Origin of the sequence: Amycolatopsis sp. cg5 (assembly GCF_041346955.1) — a bacterium.
Lineage (GTDB): Bacteria > Actinomycetota > Actinomycetes > Mycobacteriales > Pseudonocardiaceae > Amycolatopsis.
Map to the genome: position 1 here is coordinate 8502558 of NZ_CP166849.1, position 16702 is coordinate 8519259.

The window sequence follows — 16702 nt, forward strand, 5'->3', positions numbered from 1 at the left end:
AGATGCAGCGGAGTTACCACTCACAAGCCCTTGGCCAGCATGGCGCACGCACGACCGGCTTCATTGCTCGTAGGCTCGATACCGCTCATTGTCTGGTCAGAAAGCTTGCGCTACCAAGGAGAGCGATCATGACGGGGTACTCCCGGTGGCGGGACGTCCGCGCGGCACACGTCGAGCGCGCGGGTGGTGAGGAAGCTGTCAAGGTCGGCAAGCAGGAGCTGCTTGCGACGTCCGAGAGGCAGCTCCCTACCGCGTCAATCGCGTCCCGCACACAAAAGCCACTCTCATCACCCTGAGCGGAACAAAAGCCCCGCTCGTGTCCTAGGTGGTCGTGCGCGTTGCGGGCGGTTCTAACCGCCCGCAACGCGCACGAGCCCTTACGACGTGGGGAGCGTGGGCACGCCCAGTACCGAGGCGCCGATCAGCTTGCGCGCGGCCAGGTTGCCCATCGGCATGAACGTCGAGGCCTGCACGTCGCGCCACATCCGCTCGAACGGGAGCGCCTTCGTGTAGGAGGCGCCGCCGATGACGTCGACGAGGCGCTGCAGCACCTTCACGGCGTTGTTGCTGGCCACGTACTTCACGAGGCCGCAGCGGGCGACGCCTTCCTGGACGTCGCCGCCGAACAGCCGTCCGCTGGAGACATCGTCGACGTGGCGGTGGATGAGCGCGCGTGAGCTTTCGACGAGGATCTGGCACTCGCCGATCACGTCCTGCAGCACCGGGTCCTCGGCCTTGCCGCGCTTGACGAGACTGCGGACCGTCCAGTCCAGCGCGCCCGCCGCGATTCCCGTGTAGACGGACGCGAAGGCGGGCATCGCCCATGCCCACACGGTTTCGAGCACGCGGGCGTCGAAGTGGCCGACCGGCAACGAATGGACCACGCGGTCGTCGGAGACGAAGACGCCGTCGAGTTCGAGGTCGTTGCTCTGGGTGCCGCGCATGCCCATGGTGTTCCACGTCTTGTGGATCGTCACGCCGGGCTGGTCCAGCGCGATCTGGCACAGCAGCAGCCGCGGGCCGCCCTCGGCGTCTTCGAAACGCGCGGTCGTCGAACAGTGCGTCGCGACGGAAGTGTTGGTGGCGAAGCTCTTCCGGCCCGTCAGCACGAAGCCGCCGTCGACCTTCTCCGCGCGGGTGTTCGCGTCGGTCATGTCGTTGCGCAGGCCCATTTCGCTGGTCACCGACGCCCACACGAGACCGCCCTCGGCGGCCTGGCGGAGCAGGGCCTCCAGGCGCGGGTTCTGGGTGCGGCGCCAGACGTTCGCCCATTGGCCCAGCGGGGAAATGTGCATGGTGACGGCCAGCGCGGTCGCGCCGTCGCCCATCGCCAGCCGCTCCAGCACGGGGAGGATCTCGGCGAGGCCGGCGCCGAAGCCGCCGAGTTCCTTGGGCACCGAAAGGCGCAGGAAGCCGGCTTCCGCGAGGTCGTCGTAGTTGGCGAAGGGAAACGTGTTCTCGCGGTCGTGCTCGGCGGCACGCTCGGCGAACACGTCCGCGAGCTTGCCCGCGCGGTCGACCAGTTCTCGCTGTTCAGCGCTCAAGAGGGGTTGCACACAACCTCAATACAGGGCAACCGGATTCGGGTCAACGCGCACGTGCAGCAAATTCGGCCGATCATCGGACAAGGCGGAAGACAAGGCCGTTTTCAGCTCTTCGGGCCGCTCGACGTGCCGGGCCACCAAGCCGAGACTGCCGGCCAGCGCGGTGAAGTCGATGCCGCCGAGATCAACGCCGGGCACCTTCTCCCCGCCGCTCGCCTCGCCGAGGATGCGCACCGCCGCGTACTGGTAGTTGTCCAGGATGACGAACGTGACCGGCACGTTCTCCCGCGCGGCCGTCCACAGTGCCTGGACGCAGTACATGCTCGACCCGTCGCCGATGACCGCGACGACCTTGCGCTCCGGCCGCGCCATCGCCGCGCCGACCGCGGCGGGCAGGCCATATCCCAGTGTGCCACTGGCCACCGTCAAAAACCCGGTGTCGGTGGACTTGATCGGCAGCTGCGCCTGCAGCGCGGGCCGGTGGCTCGGGGTCTCTTCGACGACGATCGCGTTGTCCGGCAACAACTCCGACAGCGTCGCGTACAGGAAGTCAGCCGAGATCAGACTGCCCTGCGCCGCCTGCGGACGTTCCAGTGCGGCGGGCAGTGGCCGTGACGACTGGTGGACAAGCCCTGTCAACGCCTCGATCGCGAGCCGCGAGGTCGCGCCGATGCCGACGCCCTCGGCGGCGCGGGCGAGGATCTGCTCGTCGTCGCTGATCACGTACAGCGGCGGCAGCGGCGTCGCCGATTCGCCGCGGTAGACGTGATACGTGAACGCCGGCGCGCCCAGCACCACGACGAGGTCGTACTCGGTCAGCGCCGACGCGACCTTCCCCCGCTCCGGCTGCAGGAAGCCGCGGAACAGCGGGTGGTCTTCGGGGAACGAACACCGTGCGGACATCGGGCTCGCCCACACGTCGGCGCGCAGCCGCTCGGCCAGCTCGACGAACTCGGGCACCGCGCCGTCGTGGTCGATCGCGGGCCCGGCGACGAGTGCGGGCCGCTCGGCGGCGTCGAGCGCGACGGCGAGTTCGGCGAGCACCGACGGATCCGGGGCGAAACCGGCGATCCGCGGCCGCGAGGCGACCGCTTTGTCCGTCTCGACATCCCAATCGTCGAGCGGCACCGACAGGAAGACCGGACCCTGCGGCGCCTGTGTCGCCACGTGATAAGCCCTGGCTATGGCCGCCGGAACGTCTTCGGCACGCGCGGGCTCGCAGCTCCATTTGACGTACGGCTTGGGAAACGACGCCGCGTCGGTCGCGCCGAGGAACGGCTCGTCCGGCAACAGCGACCGGGTTTGCTGACCAGCGAGGATGATGAGCGGCGTCCGGTTGCGGAACGCGGTGAAGATGTGCCCGGCCGCGTGCCCGACCCCACCGGCCGAATGCAGGTTGACCAGCACCGGCTTGCGGCTCGCCTGCGCGTAACCGTCGGCGATCGCGACCACCGAAGACTCCTGTAGCGCCAGCACGTAGTGGAAGTCGCTCGGCCAGTCGGTGAGAAAGGCGACCTCGGTGGTGCCGGGGTTGCCGAACACCGTGGTGAGGCCGAGTTCTCGCAGCAGGTCACGGGTGACGTCACGCACAGTCGCCATGCCACCCATCCTAGTGGCAAAAACCCGGCTGAATCAGCCCTTGACGAGTTCGGCCCACTCGCGGACCGCGTCAACGTCCAAAGAGGACGTCCAGCCACCCGGCCGCACCGCGCTGCCGACGTGGAACGCGGACACCCCGTCCGCGCGCAGCCCCGGCACGTGCTCGCGCCGCAGGCCGCCGCCGACGAGCAGGTCCGGACCAGTGCGCTTGGCGAACTCGCGCAGCACCGGCAGCCCGGCCGCGACACCGTCCGGGTGCCCGGCGGCGAGCACCGTGTCGCAGCCGAGCGGCGAGAGCTGGTCGTAGGCGCGCAGTTGGTTGCGTGTGCGGTCGATGGCGCGGTGGAATGTCCACTTCAGACCCTGGAGGTCCTCGGCGAGCAGGCGGCACGCCACGGCGTCGATCTCGTTGTCGGGCGTGAGGAAGCCGAAGACGAACTCGCGCGCGCCGAGATCGATGAGGCGCCGCGTGTCGCCGCGCAGCTTGTGCAGATCGCCGGGCGCGAAGGAACCGTTGTCCCGCAACATGATCCGGACCGGAAGATCGGTGGCGCCGAGCACCTCGCGCACGGTCTGGGGTGCCGGGGTGAGTCCGTCGAGCGCCATGTCCGCGACCAGTTCGAGCCGGTCGGCACCACCGGCCTGCGCGGTTTCGGCGTCGGCCGCGTCGAGTGCGATGACTTCTAGCAGGCCCGTCATTGCCGTCCCTTTGTCGTTAAGTCGCGGAGTCTTCTTCGCCCCTCGCGTGGCGTCCTCTTCGGACACCGCCCTGCAGACTACTCATCCGCTCCCGCACCGCGTCTGGGGAAAGAGAGAGTATCGGCATCGGCTCCGGTGGCCACTGCACGCCCTCCTCACCCGAAGTGCGCGCGATCGGCAGCGCGGGCGAGGTGGCCTCGTTGTCGCCCGCGAAGTCCACGTCGGACTCCGTCGGCCACGCTTCTTCCGACGGCCAAACGGGTTCCGGCGCGGCACCGGCGCGGTCCACCGGCGCCAGTACCGGCCGCGACGGTGGTCCGGCCTGGAACCAGCGCGAAAGCACGTCCTGGTACGCGGGCATCCGCTCGGTCGGCGCGTCCGCGTCGAGGTGGTGCGCCTCCGGCTCCTCCTCGACCGGCCACGACGGCGTGTACTCCTCGACGACCGGCGCGCGGCGCGGTGTCTCCTCCACCGTCGGCAGCATCAGCGGTTCCGGCTCGCTGAGCAGTGGCGCCAGCGGGGTGAACGCGGGCGGCTCCTCTTCGGCGACCGGCTGCTCGATCGGCGGTGGCGGCGGAAGTTCCAGTGGCGGCGGTGGTTCGGTGACCAGCCCGGACGGCACGAGCACGGTGGCGATCAGGCCGCCGCCTTCGGCAGCGGCGAGGCGGACGTCGATGTTGTGCCGCTTCGCGAGTGTCGCGACGACGTACAGGCCCATCCGGCGCGACACCTCGACGTCGACCTCCGGCGGGCTCTCCAGCCGCTTGTTGGCCCGGTCGATCTCCGCCTGCGGCATGCCGGCGCCGCGGTCGGCGATCTCGATCCGCCACGCGCCCGCCGGGGTCAGCGAGCTCCCGACGGTGACGATCGTCTGCTCCGGCGAATACCGGGTCGCGTTCTCCAGCAGCTCCGAAACCACGTGCACGAGGTCGTTGACGGCCTCGCCGCGCACCGCGATCTCGGGCGCCGGGTTGAGCTCGATGCGTTGGTAGTGCTCGACTTCCGACAGCGCGGCGCCGACGATCTCGTCGGCGACCACGGCGCCGGACGCGATGCGCCCGAGGTCGGTGCCGGACAGCACGAGCAGGTTCTCGCTGTTGCGCCGCATGCGCGTGGCGAGGTGGTCGAGCTCGAACAGCCCGCCGAGCGTGTCGGGGTCCTGCTCGTCGGCTTCCATCCGGTCCAAAACGGACAGTTGCCGCTCGACGAGGTCCTGGCTGCGCCGCGACAGGTTGACGAACATCGAGTTGACGTTCTCGCGCAGCAGCGCTTGCTCTCCGGCGAGCCGGACCGCTTCGCCGTGCACCGCGTCGAACGCGCGCGCCACCTGACCCAGCTCCTCGCGGCTGAACACCGGCACCGGCGCGACCTCCAGGCGCCGTAACACGTTCTCCGGCTGCGGCTCCTGCGCGTTGAGAATGCCTTCGACCACCGCGGGCAGCCGGTGCTCGGCGACCTCCAGCGCACTGCGCCGCAGCACGCGCAGCGGCCGCAGCAGAGACCGGGCGATGATCACCGACAGCACGCCGGCGACCAGCAGCACGGCGAGCACGATCCCGCTGTCGGTGATCGCCGACGTCCGCGCGCCCGCGGCGAGCGAGTCGGTGCGGTTCTGCATCTGGACGAGCAGCGCCTGCTGGACCTGGTGGACCAGGTTGATCGTGTAGGTGGACGAGGTGTCCCACACGTTGGGATCGAGCCCGCCGAGGTCGCCGTCCCCGTCGCCCTCGGCGCGGGTGAGCGCCGACTGGGAGAGGTTGTTGCCGAGATCGACCACCAGGCCGATCACCGTGTCGTTGTACATCCGCTGCTGGTCGGGGTTCGCGAAGGTGCGGAAGTCGCGCTGCGCGGAGTCGATCTCGGCCTCCGCGCCGAGCAGCGCGCGGGTGCGATCGTTGGTCAGCTTGCCCAGCGCGAGCGCGTCGGCCAGCACCGCGCGCTTGACCGACATCTGGTCCTTGGTGCGGGCGAGCGCGTTGGTGGCCAGCCGCAGCCTGGCGAGTTCGGGGTCGGCGATGTCGGCGGCCGACGCGCCGCTGATGTCGAGGATGCCAGCGATCAGCTCGCTGTAGGCACGCAGCACGGCGTCGGACGGGAACTGCGAATGCTCTGACGAATACCGCAGCCCGGTCAGCACGCCCAGGCGGTCTTCGGTGAGCCGGAGACTTTCGGCCGCGTTGGCGGCGAGCCGGGAGCGGCTGTCGACGAGTGTCCGGTCGAAGGTGCCGATCGCCATGTCGACCCGCTGGCGCTGATTCTGCAACTCGGCGATGTCACCCTTACGCCCCGCCGCCACATAGCGGACAGTGAGGTCCCGTTCACGCTGGAGTTGGTGTATTACTTCAGTAACAGTGTTGTCGATTCGGCCGCGCGCCGCCAATTCCGCGAGCGCCTTCGCGTCGTCGAGATCGGATTTGACGCGCAGGCCCACCAGTGCGACGACCGCGAGCGCGGGAATCAGCAGTACGACGAACAATTTCGTACGGAGGTGCCAATTCCGAAGGCGCCAGCGGCCACCAGCAGCGCCGCCCGCTGGGGCGCGCTTTTCGCGACGGCTCACCTGGCTTCCTTCTTCCACCGTCGTGTGACGCACGCGGCCGGCTATAGCGGGCTTGACCTCGAACCTACTCCAGAGTAGTTAAACTCTGAGTGATCCGAAAGCCGCTCATTAGTGGTACGGCCTGCCCGCGATGCTATTGCCAGTGGCGCTTAAGCTCCAGCATAAGGAGCATATTCGCTCGTCTGTTGAGGGGCCCTGATGGCACGAAAGATCGGGATTCCGCTGGTCATCGGCGTACTGACGCTGACCAGCTGCTCGATGTTCGGCAATGATCGCGGCTCGCCGTCGGTTTCACTCGAAAGAACAACCCTTCGGGTGGGTGTGGGCAACGTTATTGACACTGCGCCACTGCGCCTCGCGGTCCAGGAAGGGCGTTTCGTCAGCGCGGGCCTTCAGGTCGACCTTGTCGAGCAAGGCCAGGAGAACACCGCGCTGAACCGGCTCGCGGCGGGCGAGCTCGATGTCGCTTTCGCCAGCGATGTCGCATTGTTCCGCGCGGCGGCGGGCGGCACCGCGCTGCAGTTGCAAGGCGAGGCTTACACAGCCGGTCCCAACACCATGGCGCTGGTGACGTTGCCCTCGTCCAAGTATCCGGAACCGGCCGCCAAGAAATCACCGACCATCGCCGTCAACATGCTCGACGATCTCGGTTCACTGGCCGCGAAATCGACGCTGGGCACGGCCGGAGTGGACCCGAAAAAGATTCACTTCGAACAACATCCCTTCGATCGAATGGCTGACGCTTTACGCGACGGCGACGTCGACGCCGCCTGGATGGTCGAGCCGTACATCACCAGGGCGGAGAAGGAACTCGGCGCGCGCATCCTCGCCGACGGCGCCGCGGGCGCCACCCTCGACTTCCCGGTGTCCGGGTACGCGTCGAGCGGGATGTTCGCTCAGGCCAACCCGAAGACGCTCGCGTTGTTCCGGCTCGTGCTCAGCGAAGCGCAGCAGCGCGCCGACGACCCGGCGGTCGTGCGCGCGGCGCTGCCCAAGTTCTCCGACATCGACGCGACGACGGCCTCGCTCATCGCGCTGGGGACGTACCCGACCACACTCAACGGCATCCGGCTGCAGCGGGTCGCCGACCTGATGCACAACGAGAAGCTGATCAACGACCGGCTCGACGTGATCGCGCTGCTGCCGGGAGGCGACCGGCCAAAGTAGTCCCAGCCACTTCCTGCACTTGGTATACTTTTGCTCCAAGTGGAGGGAGTTTGCCGTGCGCGAAACAGATGTACTGGTGGCGGGAGCCGGGCCCGCCGGCTTGGTGACGGCCGCCGAGCTGGCGTTGGCCGGGGTCCGGGTGACGGTGCTCGAGAAGCTGCCGTCGACCAGCGAGATGGCCAAGGGCAACGGCGTGCAGCCCCGCACCTTCGAGGTGTTCGACCTGCGCGGGATCACGATCGGCGGCGAGCGGCTGCCGGACGCCGTCGGCCACTTCGGCGGACTGCCGGTGCCGCTGGACTTCAGCCCATGGCAGACGAAGCACCCGAGGGTCGGCAACGTGCCGCAAAACCGGATCGAGGCCGCGCTCGAAGCCCGCGCGGTCCGCGACGGCGCGGTCGTGTTGCGCGGGCACCCGGTGACCGCGGTCAGCCAGGACGACGACGGCGTCACCGTCGAAGCGGGCTCGACGTTCCGCGCCCGCTACCTGGTCGCCGCCGACGGCGCGCACAGCGCGGTCCGCAAGCTGCTGGGCGTGCCGTTCCCCGGCAGCGCGGGCACGTACGTGGCGACGCTGACCGACATCCGCCTCGCCGCCATGTCGGACCTGGTGCCCAGGCGCATCGCGCATTTCCGCGAGATCACCAGGCAGGCGAACGGTTTCTGGAGCATGCTCACCCCGTTCGCCGAAGGCCGCTACCGGTTCGTCTTCGGCAAGATCGGCGAACAGGCCGAACGCGACACCCCGGTCACCTTCGACGAGGTAGAGAACGCACTGAAAGCCTTGTACGGCAACGAAACCTCGCTCGCCGAGCTCTGCGTCGCCTCGCGCTTCAGCGACGCCACCCGACAACTCGAGCGGTATCGGCACGGCCGGATCCTGTTCGCTGGCGACGCGGCGCACATCCACCCGCCGCTCGGCGCGCAGGGCCTGAACCTCGGCATCCAGGACGCGTTCAACCTCGGCTGGAAACTCGCCGAGGCGGTGCACGGCGACCCGTCCCGGCTCGACAGCTACCACGACGAACGCCACCCCGTCGCCGCCGAGGTGCTCCGCCACACCGCCGCCCAGCGCGTGTTCACCGCGCCGTCACTGACCCAGGACGTGCTGGCGTTGCGGGAGATCTTCACCGAGATGTTCCGGCGGCCGGACGCGAACCGATACCTCACAGGGCTGCTGTCCGGCCTCGACCTGCGCTACCCGACCGCATGCCGGGTGCCAGACCTCGACCTGGTCACGGACGACGGGCCGGTGTCGCTCTCGACGTTGCTGCACCCGGGCCGGTGGCTGCGCCTCGACCTCGGCTCGCACGACGTGCCGGACGACGGGATCAAGACGGTCCGCGCGAAGACCAGCGGCGAATACGACGGCGAGCTTCTCCTGATCCGGCCCGACGGCTACTTGGAGCTGGCTAGCCCGCACCACTAGCCGTGGTTAAGGTGCCGGGACACCGACGGGCACAAGGACCACAGGAAGTAGCGGATGTTCTACACGTTCACGGTCCTTCTCGACCGCGTCCCGACGGACGATGAGATCGAGGCGGGGATGCGCACTCCCACGGGGGTTTCCGGCATCGACGACGATCCCCCGGCCGCGACCATGTCCGTTGACGAGGTGTCGTCTTGGAGCGAGGCTTTCGCGGCGGGGGTCGCCGAGGCCGAGGAGCTGGGTGTGCGGGTGATCGGGTTCGCACACGACGCCGACGACGACTACGTCAGCGAAGAAGACCTGGCGGTCCGATTCGGCTTCAGCGAGCAGTATGTGCTCGAACTCGCCACCGACGTGGTCGGCCCCGGCGGCTTCCCGCCTCGCGCCACGAGCGGCGACGACAGCCCGTTGGGGTACTGGCGCTGGGGACCGGTCAGGGAGTGGTTCCGCGAACATTTCGGCAGCGAGGTCGCTGACCGATTCGACCGCGAAATCGACGCCGCTCAGGTGGTCAAGGCGCGTTAGGCGTTGGTGACGGGCGTGAGGCAGATCGTGCGCTCGTAAGGGCCTTCGTAAACCAGGATGTGGTCGCCTGACGAGCACAGGTCCGGCTCGGCGGCGTAGCGGTGCACGATCGCCCTCGATTCGGCGCCCCTGGCCGCGCAGCTGATGCGCTCGGCGGCCGCTTCGCCGTCCGCGTTGCGCACGCAGTCGCCGGTGTCGACGTTGAGCGCCAAGCACAGCGTCGACAGCGGCTGGTTGTGGTTGGTGGCCGTCTTCACCTTGAGGAAGTCACCGCGGGGGCAGGAGGCGCCGCTGGACACCCGCGCTTCCACCCGGTAGACGGCCTCGTCGCGCGAGCAGGAGATCTTGCGGTAGTCGAAGTCGTGGCCGCCGGTGCCGGACTGGAGCTTCAGGCAGTCGCCGGTGCCGACGTCCGAAGCGATGGTCACGACCCGGAAGAACAGCATCGAGACGCCGAAGCTCAGCAGGAAGGCGACGACCACACCGAGCACGATGCCGACCTTGGCGCCGGTGGCCAGCCGTTTGACCTCGACCTTCGGCACCTCGGGCGCCGGCGCCATGAAAGGTTCGTTCGTGCTCAAGGTGTCCCCTCCCGATCCACGGAGCGCCCATCTTCGCACGGGGCTTTTCCCAGGTGATCGTCGTAGCCACGTATAAAGGACTGGTGACCGACGGCCCCTTGATCGTGCAATCAGACAAGACCGTGCTGCTCGAGGTCGACCACCCGATGGCGGCCGACGCGCGGACCGCCATCGCGCCGTTCGCCGAGCTGGAGCGGGCGCCAGAGCATGTGCACACCTACCGCGTCACCCCGCTGGCGCTGTGGAACGCGCGCGCGGCCGGGCACGACGCCGAGCAGGTCGTCGACGCGCTGACCACGTACTCGCGGTTCCCCGTGCCGCAGCCGCTGCTGATCGACGTCGTCGACACGATGGGCCGGTTCGGCAGGCTGCAGATCGCCAACCACCCGGCGCACGGGCTGGTCATGTCGACCACCGACCGCGCGGTGCTGGAGGAGATCCTCCGGCACAAGAAGATCAGCCCGATGCTGGGCGCGCGCATCGACCCGGACACGGTCGTGGTGCACCCGTCCGAGCGCGGGCGGCTCAAGCAGGCACTGCTCAAGGTCGGCTGGCCCGCCGAGGACTTCGCAGGCTACGTCGACGGTGAGGCGCACCCGATCGCGCTCGACGAGGGCGACTGGCACCTGCGCGACTACCAGCGCATGGCGGCGGAGGCGTTCTGGGCCGGCGGCTCCGGTGTGGTCGTGCTGCCTTGTGGCGCAGGCAAGACGCTCGTCGGCGCGGCCGCGATGGCCAAGGCGCAGGCGACCACGCTGATCCTGGTGACCAACACGGTCGCGGGGCGGCAGTGGAAGCGTGAGCTGATCGCGCGGACGTCGCTCACAGAGGAGGAGATCGGCGAGTATTCGGGCGAGAAGAAGGAGATCCGCCCGGTCACCATCGCCACGTACCAGGTGATCACCCGCAAGACCAAGGGCGAGTACCGGCACCTGGAGCTGTTCGACTCGCGTGACTGGGGCCTGGTCGTCTACGACGAGGTGCACCTGCTGCCCGCGCCGGTGTTCCGGATGACGGCGGACCTGCAGTCGCGGCGCCGTCTCGGGCTGACCGCGACGCTCGTGCGCGAGGACGGGCGCGAGGGTGACGTGTTCTCGCTGATCGGGCCGAAGCGGTATGACGTGCCATGGCGCGACATCGAGGCGCAGGGCTGGATCGCGCCGGCCGAATGCGTCGAGGTCCGCGTGACGCTGACCGACAACGAGCGGCTCCAGTACGCGACGGCCGAGGCCGAGGAGCGGTACAAGCTGGCGTCGACGGCGGCCACCAAGACCGCGGTCATCAAGTCCATTGTGGAGAAGCACAAGGGCGAGCCGACGCTGGTCATCGGCGCCTATCTCGACCAGCTGGAGATGCTCGGCGCCGAACTCGACGCGCCGGTCATCCAGGGCGCCACCAAGAACAAGGAGCGCGAGGAGCTGTTCGACGCGTTCCGGCGCGGTGAGATCAGCACGCTCGTGGTGTCCAAAGTGGCCAACTTCTCGATCGACCTGCCGGAGGCCTCGGTCGCGATCCAGATCTCGGGCACGTTCGGCTCGCGGCAGGAGGAGGCGCAGCGGCTCGGCAGGCTGTTGCGGCCCAAGGGCGACGGGCGGCAGGCGCACTTCTACTCGGTCGTCTCGCGGGACACCGTCGACACGGAGTACGCCGCGCACCGGCAGCGGTTCCTCGCCGAGCAGGGGTACGCGTACCTGATCGTCGACGCCGACGACCTGCTGCGTCCGTTGTAGCGGCGGAACCGCACCGCGCTGACCTGCAACTTTTCACGTTCACCCGAACAGGTGAGCGAAGATCGGACTGGAAATTGTCGGTGATTCGAACTACTGTTCGAGGCATCTAGCCGAACACCAGTTCGAGGGGACCTCCCATGACCATCGCTCCGTTCCGCCCGGTCACGCCGATCGTCCAGACCCTGCCGCCCGGCCACTGGCACGGCAGGCTCTGGGTCTCGGACGAGCCGCTGACGCAGTCTTCGCGGTACCTGACGTGCGTCGCGGAGTACGACCGGACCGGTCTCTGGCCGGTGCTCATCCCCCGCGATCAGCGGTTCGCGGTCAACGGCGAGGACTGGATCGACGATCGCGGCAGGCTCGCGCCCGCCCAGCACAAGATCGGCCTGGCCGACCCGGCGGTCACCCTCGACCGCTGGTGGGACGCCTCCTGCTGCGACGGCGCCTGCCTGCGCCCCTTCGGCGCCAAGTTCCCCGGCCTCGCCCGCCGCCCCCAGCGCCGCGCCGACCCGCTCGCCGAGGCGGGCAACACCGGCTCGGTGCTCGCGGCGCACGCCGAGTACCGCCTCGGCCTGGTCCAGACGGAGCGTCCCGCCGACATCCCGGCGATACTCGGCTGGACCGGCATGATCAAGTTCACCGACCAGGTCGCCGAACTGTCCGGCGTGCTCCGCAGCTGGGAGGAGCGCTTCGGCGCGACCCTCATCTCGCTCGGCTTCGACTCGCTGGAGCTCTCGGTGTCCGCGCCCCCGCGCAGCCAGGGCCGCGCCCTCACGGTCGCCGCCGAGCACCGCGCGTTCAGCCTGCCGACGTTCGCGGGCCAGCCGGGCAACCTCCGCGAGTACGCGGCCGGGCTGGTCCACTCGCGGCACTGGAAGTTCTCCTGGGCCTGAGTTCCAGGCACGCCCGCCGACTGCTCGGTGTCGTGAGTGGTATGGCCGGTTCTATTGGCCGGAAGGGAAAATGTGGCGTGTTGGTGTTCGGACACGTCCATTCGTGTGGTCGCGAAGGCGCCGGTCGCACCCGCGAGCGAGGGGACCCCTGGGTGCGACATACACACCGAGGGGTCCCCTCACTTCAGCCCTCACACCCGCAACACTCACGACCTCGCGGAGTAAAGCGGGCTTTATCCCGCACACCACAGCCCCCGGCTATCCGCGAGTGGTGACTCTGCTCCGCTAGATGCAGCAGAGTCACCACTCGCACATCCCTCGCTCCCCGACCTGCTGCCCGGCGAGTCCGCGACAGCGGCCGACGCGCCACCGTTGACCTTCCGCCCAATAACCGGCCGTACCACTCACGACTCCCTTCAGGCGTGCTTGCCTTCGGAGATCTCTTCGACGACCTTGGCGCAGAAGGCGGGGAGGTCGTCGGGGTTGCGGCTGGTGACGAAGCCTTCGTCGACGACGACTTCCTCGTCGACCCAGGTCGCGCCCGCGTTGGTCAGGTCCGTTTTGAGGCTCGGCCACGAGGTCATGCGGCGGCCACGGACCACGTCGGCCTCGATGAGGGTCCACGGGGCGTGGCAGATCGCGCCGACCGGCTTGCCCTGCGCGAAGAACTGGCCGATGAACGTGACCGCCTCCGGCACCGTGCGCAGGTAGTCGGGGTTGGCGACGCCGCCCGGCAGGACGAGCGCGTCGTAGTCGTCGGCGGAGGCGTCGCCGATCACGCGGTCCACGGGGAAGGTGTCGGCCTTGTCCAGGTGGTTGAAAGCCTGGACGGAACCGGACTCGGTGGACAGGAGTTCCGGCTGGCCGCCGGCGTCGCGCACCGCCTTCCAGGGTTCGGTGAGCTCGACCTGTTCGGTGCCTTCGGGGGCGACGACGAACGCCACCCGGCGACCGGTCAGTGTGTCCGGCACGACTATTCGCTCCTTCTTTCGGGGTGAAGGCAACGGATACCCGGGCCGGCGCGTGGTCCAAACATCAGTCAGCGGGGAGTGAGCGTCGTCCTGTTGAGTGACACCGTCGGGGCGGCCTGCCCGCGCGCTGTTCACTGGGGGTCAGTGCGCGGGCGGGCCGAACGAAGCGACCAGTCCGCCGAGTTTGGCTCGGACGTCTTCGGCGGCGGGGTGGGACAGTTCGGTCAGCACCCGGACCGCGCGCAGCCAGCAGTCGCGGGCGGACGGGCCGTCGCCGAGTCTCAGGTGGATGTCACCCAGTTGGGCCAGCACGTCCGCGGCCTCGTACGACTCGCCCCGGCTGAAGAACATGTCGACGGCCTGTCGCATGCAGCCGATGCCCTCGGCGGTGCGGCCGAGTCCGACCAAGGCCTTGCCGCGGCTGTGCAACGCGAATCGCTCGTCCTCGACGATGCCCGCGCGGCGCCAGATCGCGAGCGCGCTGTCGGCGAGTTCGAGTGCTTTGGCGTGGTCGCCCATTTCGGCGCTGATGTCGCCGAGTGCTTGCAGGACATCGGGTTCGAGGTTGCCGAGGTTCAGTTCGCGGACCAGGCGCAGCGCTTCCAGCGCGTGGCCGTACGCCCGTTCCTGGTCGCCGTTGTTCCCGGCCGAGAGCGCCAGGTTGTACTGCGCCCGCGCCTCGCCCTCGCGCGCGCCCAGCTCGCGCTGGATCTCCAAGACCTGCCGCAGGTAGCGCAGTGAGTCCGCGTGTTGCCGGGCGACGCCGTGCGCGACGCCGAGTCCGCTGAGGATCCCGGCTTCGCCCGCCCGGTTCTTCGCCAGCCGCGCGGCGCGCAGCGCGAGGTCGAAGACGGAACGCCATTCGTCCAGCCGCGCGCGGATGATGAACGCCGACTGCAGCACCCAAGCGAGCTGCCAGCAGCGTTCGTAGCGCTCTTCCCGGAACGCGAAGCTGACCGCCGCGACGAGGTTGGCCTCCTCTTCGTCGAACCAGTCCAGCGCCTGCTCGTGGCAGCCGAACTGCGAGCCGCCGTCGACCTCGCCGACCAGCCGGTAGTGCCGCTCCGGTCGCAGGATCTTGGACGCGTTCAGCGCCGACGACAGGTACCAGTCGAGCAGCCGGTCGATCGCGGCCGCGCGCGTCGCTTCGCAGTCGAAGCGCGAGGACAACTCCGCCGCGTACACGCGGATCAGGTCGTGGAACTGGTACCGCCCCGGCCTCGGCTGGCCTAGCAGGTAAGCCGAGGCGAGCCGGTTGAGGCTGGTGCGCGCCGATGCGAGGTCGACGCCGGCGATCGCGGCGGCGGCGGGCGCGCTGAAGTCGGCGCCCGTCGGCAGGCTGAGCAGCCGCAGCATGCGCGCGGCGGCGGGGTCGAGTGCCTGGTAGGAGTGCGAGAACACCGCGCGGATGTTGGTCTCGTCGCCGTCGGCGAGGTCGAACGAGCCGAGCCGGTCGTGCTCGGTGTCGAGGTCGTCGAGGAAGTCCGCCAGCGGCACCTCGGGGAACTGGTCGGCGCGCACCGCGAGGATGCGGATGGCCAGCGGGAGCCTGCCGCAGTAATCGACGAAGCGTTCGGTCGCCGCGCACTCGGCCTTCGCGCGCTCGACGCCGATGGTCGCGGCGAGCAGCGTGATCGCGTCCTGCTCGGCGAGCTCGTCGAGCGCGACGCGGTGCGCGCTGTGCCGTGCGACCAGCGTGCGGAGCTGCCAGCGGCTGGTGACCAGCACCAGGCAGCCGGGGCCGGGCAGCAGCAGCCTGACCTGCTCCGTGCCGGCGGCGTTGTCGAGCAGGATCAGCAGCCGGCGGCCGGCGCTGTGCGTCCGCCAGAGCGACGCGCGGCCGTCGAGGTCGCTCGGGATCCGGTCGGCGGGCACGCCGAGCGAGGCGAGCATCGTCTCCAGCGCGGCGGCGGGCTCGACCGGGTCGCCCGGCCCGTAGCCGCGCAGGTTCGCGTAGAGCTGGCCGCCGGGGAACCGGTCCGCGACGTCGTGCGCGAAATGCACGGCGAGCGTGGTCTTCCCGATGCCGCCCATCCCCTCGATCGACGCGATCGGCGACGACGCCGTGCCTTCCGACGGCTGCTCCGGCACCAGCGCCCACAACGCCTTGAGGTCGGCCTCGCGGCCGGCGAACGCGCCGAGGTCCGCGGGCAGCTGGCGCGGGATCAGCGGCTCGGAGCCGAGCCGGTACGCCGCGAGATCCGCGCTGATCGCGACCCGTGCGGTCTCGTCACCGGTGAGGATCGCCTGGTGCGCGCGCTGCAGCGAGGCGCCGGGGTCGAGCCCGAGCTCCTCGGCGAGCACGGCGCTGATTTCGCGGTAGACGGTGAGCGCTTCGGCTTGGCGCCCGGCGCGGTACAGCGCGATCATCAGCTGCTCGTGCAACCGCTCACGGAGTGGGTTTTCCCTGGTCAGGTCCGCCAATTCCGGGATGACCGTGACGTAGTCGCCCAGCGCGAGCATGGCCTCGGCCCATTGCTCGCGCACGCGCAGCCGTTCCTCGGCGAGCTGCGCGATCTCGTCGCGGTGCAGCGCGTCGGACTCCACATTGCTCATCGCCTGGCCACGCCACTGCGCGAGCGCGTCGGCGAAAAGGCTCGCGGCCTGCCGCAGCTCGCCCCTGGCCGCCGCGCGCTTGCCGCGGGCGGCGAAGTCGCGGAAGCGGGTGAGGTCGAGCGTGGCTTCGTCCACTTCGATCAGATAGCCGCCGCGTTCGGTGCGAATCGGCGCCAGCTCACCGAGCGCGCGGCGCACGCGAAGTACGTACGTCTGCAACGCGCCCTTGGAGCGGCGCTGGTCGTCGTCGTCCCACAGCCACCGGCTCAGCTCTTCGACGGAGACGACCTGGTTGGGGCGCAACAGAAGTCCGGCCAGCACGATCAGCGGCCTGCTGCCGCCGAGCGGAACGGGCCGCCCGTCGACCGTCACCTCGGCGGCGCCGAGCACACGGAACTGGAGCTCCACCACCTCATTCTGGCTCTTGCCGGTCAAAACGGCACGTGCT

Annotated in this window: 12 protein-coding genes; 5 read left to right on the plus strand and 7 right to left on the minus strand. The window is 69.4% G+C overall.

Annotated features, from left to right (window positions below; all coding sequences use genetic code 11):
- Positions 1 to 377: 377 nt before the first annotated feature.
- The 4 genes from AB5J62_RS38575 to AB5J62_RS38590 are packed head-to-tail and all read right to left on the minus strand — an operon-like array spanning position 378 to position 6402.
- Positions 378 to 1544 (minus strand): acyl-CoA dehydrogenase family protein, encoded by a 1167-nt coding sequence (locus AB5J62_RS38575; protein WP_370944973.1) that lies wholly within the window; start codon positions 1542 to 1544, stop codon positions 378 to 380.
- An 18-nt stretch (positions 1545 to 1562) separates the two neighbouring features.
- Positions 1563 to 3143, minus strand: a complete 1581-nt coding sequence (gene mdlC, locus AB5J62_RS38580) for a benzoylformate decarboxylase (protein ID WP_370944974.1) — start codon at positions 3141 to 3143, stop codon at positions 1563 to 1565.
- 33 nt (positions 3144 to 3176) lie between these two features.
- The gene (locus AB5J62_RS38585; protein ID WP_370944975.1) at positions 3177 to 3842 is read right to left on the minus strand and encodes a copper homeostasis protein CutC; all 666 of its coding nucleotides are present in this window, start codon (positions 3840 to 3842) and stop codon (positions 3177 to 3179) included.
- 16 nt (positions 3843 to 3858) lie between these two features.
- Complete coding sequence (locus tag AB5J62_RS38590; RefSeq protein WP_370944976.1) at positions 3859 to 6402, minus strand: nitrate- and nitrite sensing domain-containing protein; 2544 nt, start codon at positions 6400 to 6402, stop codon at positions 3859 to 3861.
- 198 nt (positions 6403 to 6600) lie between these two features.
- Between AB5J62_RS38590 and AB5J62_RS38595 the strand changes: the two genes are divergently transcribed.
- From AB5J62_RS38595 to AB5J62_RS38605, 3 genes are read left to right on the plus strand one after another with little or no spacing between them, the layout of a single operon-like run.
- Positions 6601 to 7569 (plus strand): ABC transporter substrate-binding protein, encoded by a 969-nt coding sequence (locus AB5J62_RS38595; protein ID WP_370944977.1) that lies wholly within the window; start codon positions 6601 to 6603, stop codon positions 7567 to 7569.
- 55 nt (positions 7570 to 7624) lie between these two features.
- The gene (locus AB5J62_RS38600; protein WP_370944978.1) at positions 7625 to 8998 is read left to right on the plus strand and encodes an FAD-dependent monooxygenase; all 1374 of its coding nucleotides are present in this window, start codon (positions 7625 to 7627) and stop codon (positions 8996 to 8998) included.
- 54 nt (positions 8999 to 9052) lie between these two features.
- The gene (locus tag AB5J62_RS38605; RefSeq protein ID WP_370944979.1) at positions 9053 to 9523 is read left to right on the plus strand and encodes a hypothetical protein; all 471 of its coding nucleotides are present in this window, start codon (positions 9053 to 9055) and stop codon (positions 9521 to 9523) included.
- Here AB5J62_RS38605 and AB5J62_RS38610 read toward each other — a convergent pair.
- Positions 9520 to 10104 carry a hypothetical protein gene (locus AB5J62_RS38610; RefSeq protein WP_370944980.1) on the minus strand — a complete coding sequence of 195 codons (585 nt, stop codon included), beginning with the start codon at positions 10102 to 10104 and terminating at the stop codon, positions 9520 to 9522. The two genes, AB5J62_RS38605 and AB5J62_RS38610, sit on opposite strands and share 4 nt — an antisense overlap.
- 83 nt (positions 10105 to 10187) lie before the next feature.
- On the opposite strand from AB5J62_RS38610, the gene AB5J62_RS38615 reads away from it, so the two are divergent.
- Together AB5J62_RS38615 and AB5J62_RS38620 are read left to right on the plus strand one after the other, a co-directional pair.
- Positions 10188 to 11834 carry a DNA repair helicase XPB gene (locus AB5J62_RS38615; RefSeq protein WP_370944981.1) on the plus strand — a complete coding sequence of 549 codons (1647 nt, stop codon included), beginning with the start codon at positions 10188 to 10190 and terminating at the stop codon, positions 11832 to 11834.
- Positions 11835 to 11971: 137 nt separating this feature from the next.
- The gene (locus tag AB5J62_RS38620; RefSeq protein ID WP_370944982.1) at positions 11972 to 12727 is read left to right on the plus strand and encodes a DUF4253 domain-containing protein; all 756 of its coding nucleotides are present in this window, start codon (positions 11972 to 11974) and stop codon (positions 12725 to 12727) included.
- Between the two features lie 416 nt (positions 12728 to 13143).
- Here the strand turns inward: AB5J62_RS38620 and AB5J62_RS38625 are convergent, their stop codons facing one another.
- Both AB5J62_RS38625 and AB5J62_RS38630 read right to left on the minus strand, forming a co-directional pair.
- Positions 13144 to 13704: a type 1 glutamine amidotransferase domain-containing protein gene (locus AB5J62_RS38625; RefSeq protein ID WP_370950452.1), complete on the minus strand. Its 561-nt coding sequence runs from the start codon at positions 13702 to 13704 to the stop codon at positions 13144 to 13146.
- 135 nt (positions 13705 to 13839) lie between these two features.
- Positions 13840 to 16662 carry a BTAD domain-containing putative transcriptional regulator gene (locus AB5J62_RS38630; RefSeq protein WP_370944983.1) on the minus strand — a complete coding sequence of 941 codons (2823 nt, stop codon included), beginning with the start codon at positions 16660 to 16662 and terminating at the stop codon, positions 13840 to 13842.
- Positions 16663 to 16702 lie beyond the last annotated feature (40 nt).

What these genes read in the sequence shown, in the direction of transcription:
- AB5J62_RS38620 (WP_370944982.1), top strand. Translation starts at nt 11,972, where the DNA reads ATGACCATCGCTCCGTTCCGCCCGGTCACGCCGATCGTCCAGACCCTG.
- AB5J62_RS38605 (WP_370944979.1), top strand. Translation starts at nt 9,053, where the DNA reads ATGTTCTACACGTTCACGGTCCTTCTCGACCGCGTCCCGACGGACGAT.
- AB5J62_RS38585 (WP_370944975.1), bottom strand. Translation starts at nt 3,842, where the DNA reads ATGACGGGCCTGCTAGAAGTCATCGCACTCGACGCGGCCGACGCCGAA.
- mdlC (WP_370944974.1), bottom strand. Translation starts at nt 3,143, where the DNA reads ATGGCGACTGTGCGTGACGTCACCCGTGACCTGCTGCGAGAACTCGGC.
- AB5J62_RS38595 (WP_370944977.1), top strand. Translation starts at nt 6,601, where the DNA reads ATGGCACGAAAGATCGGGATTCCGCTGGTCATCGGCGTACTGACGCTG.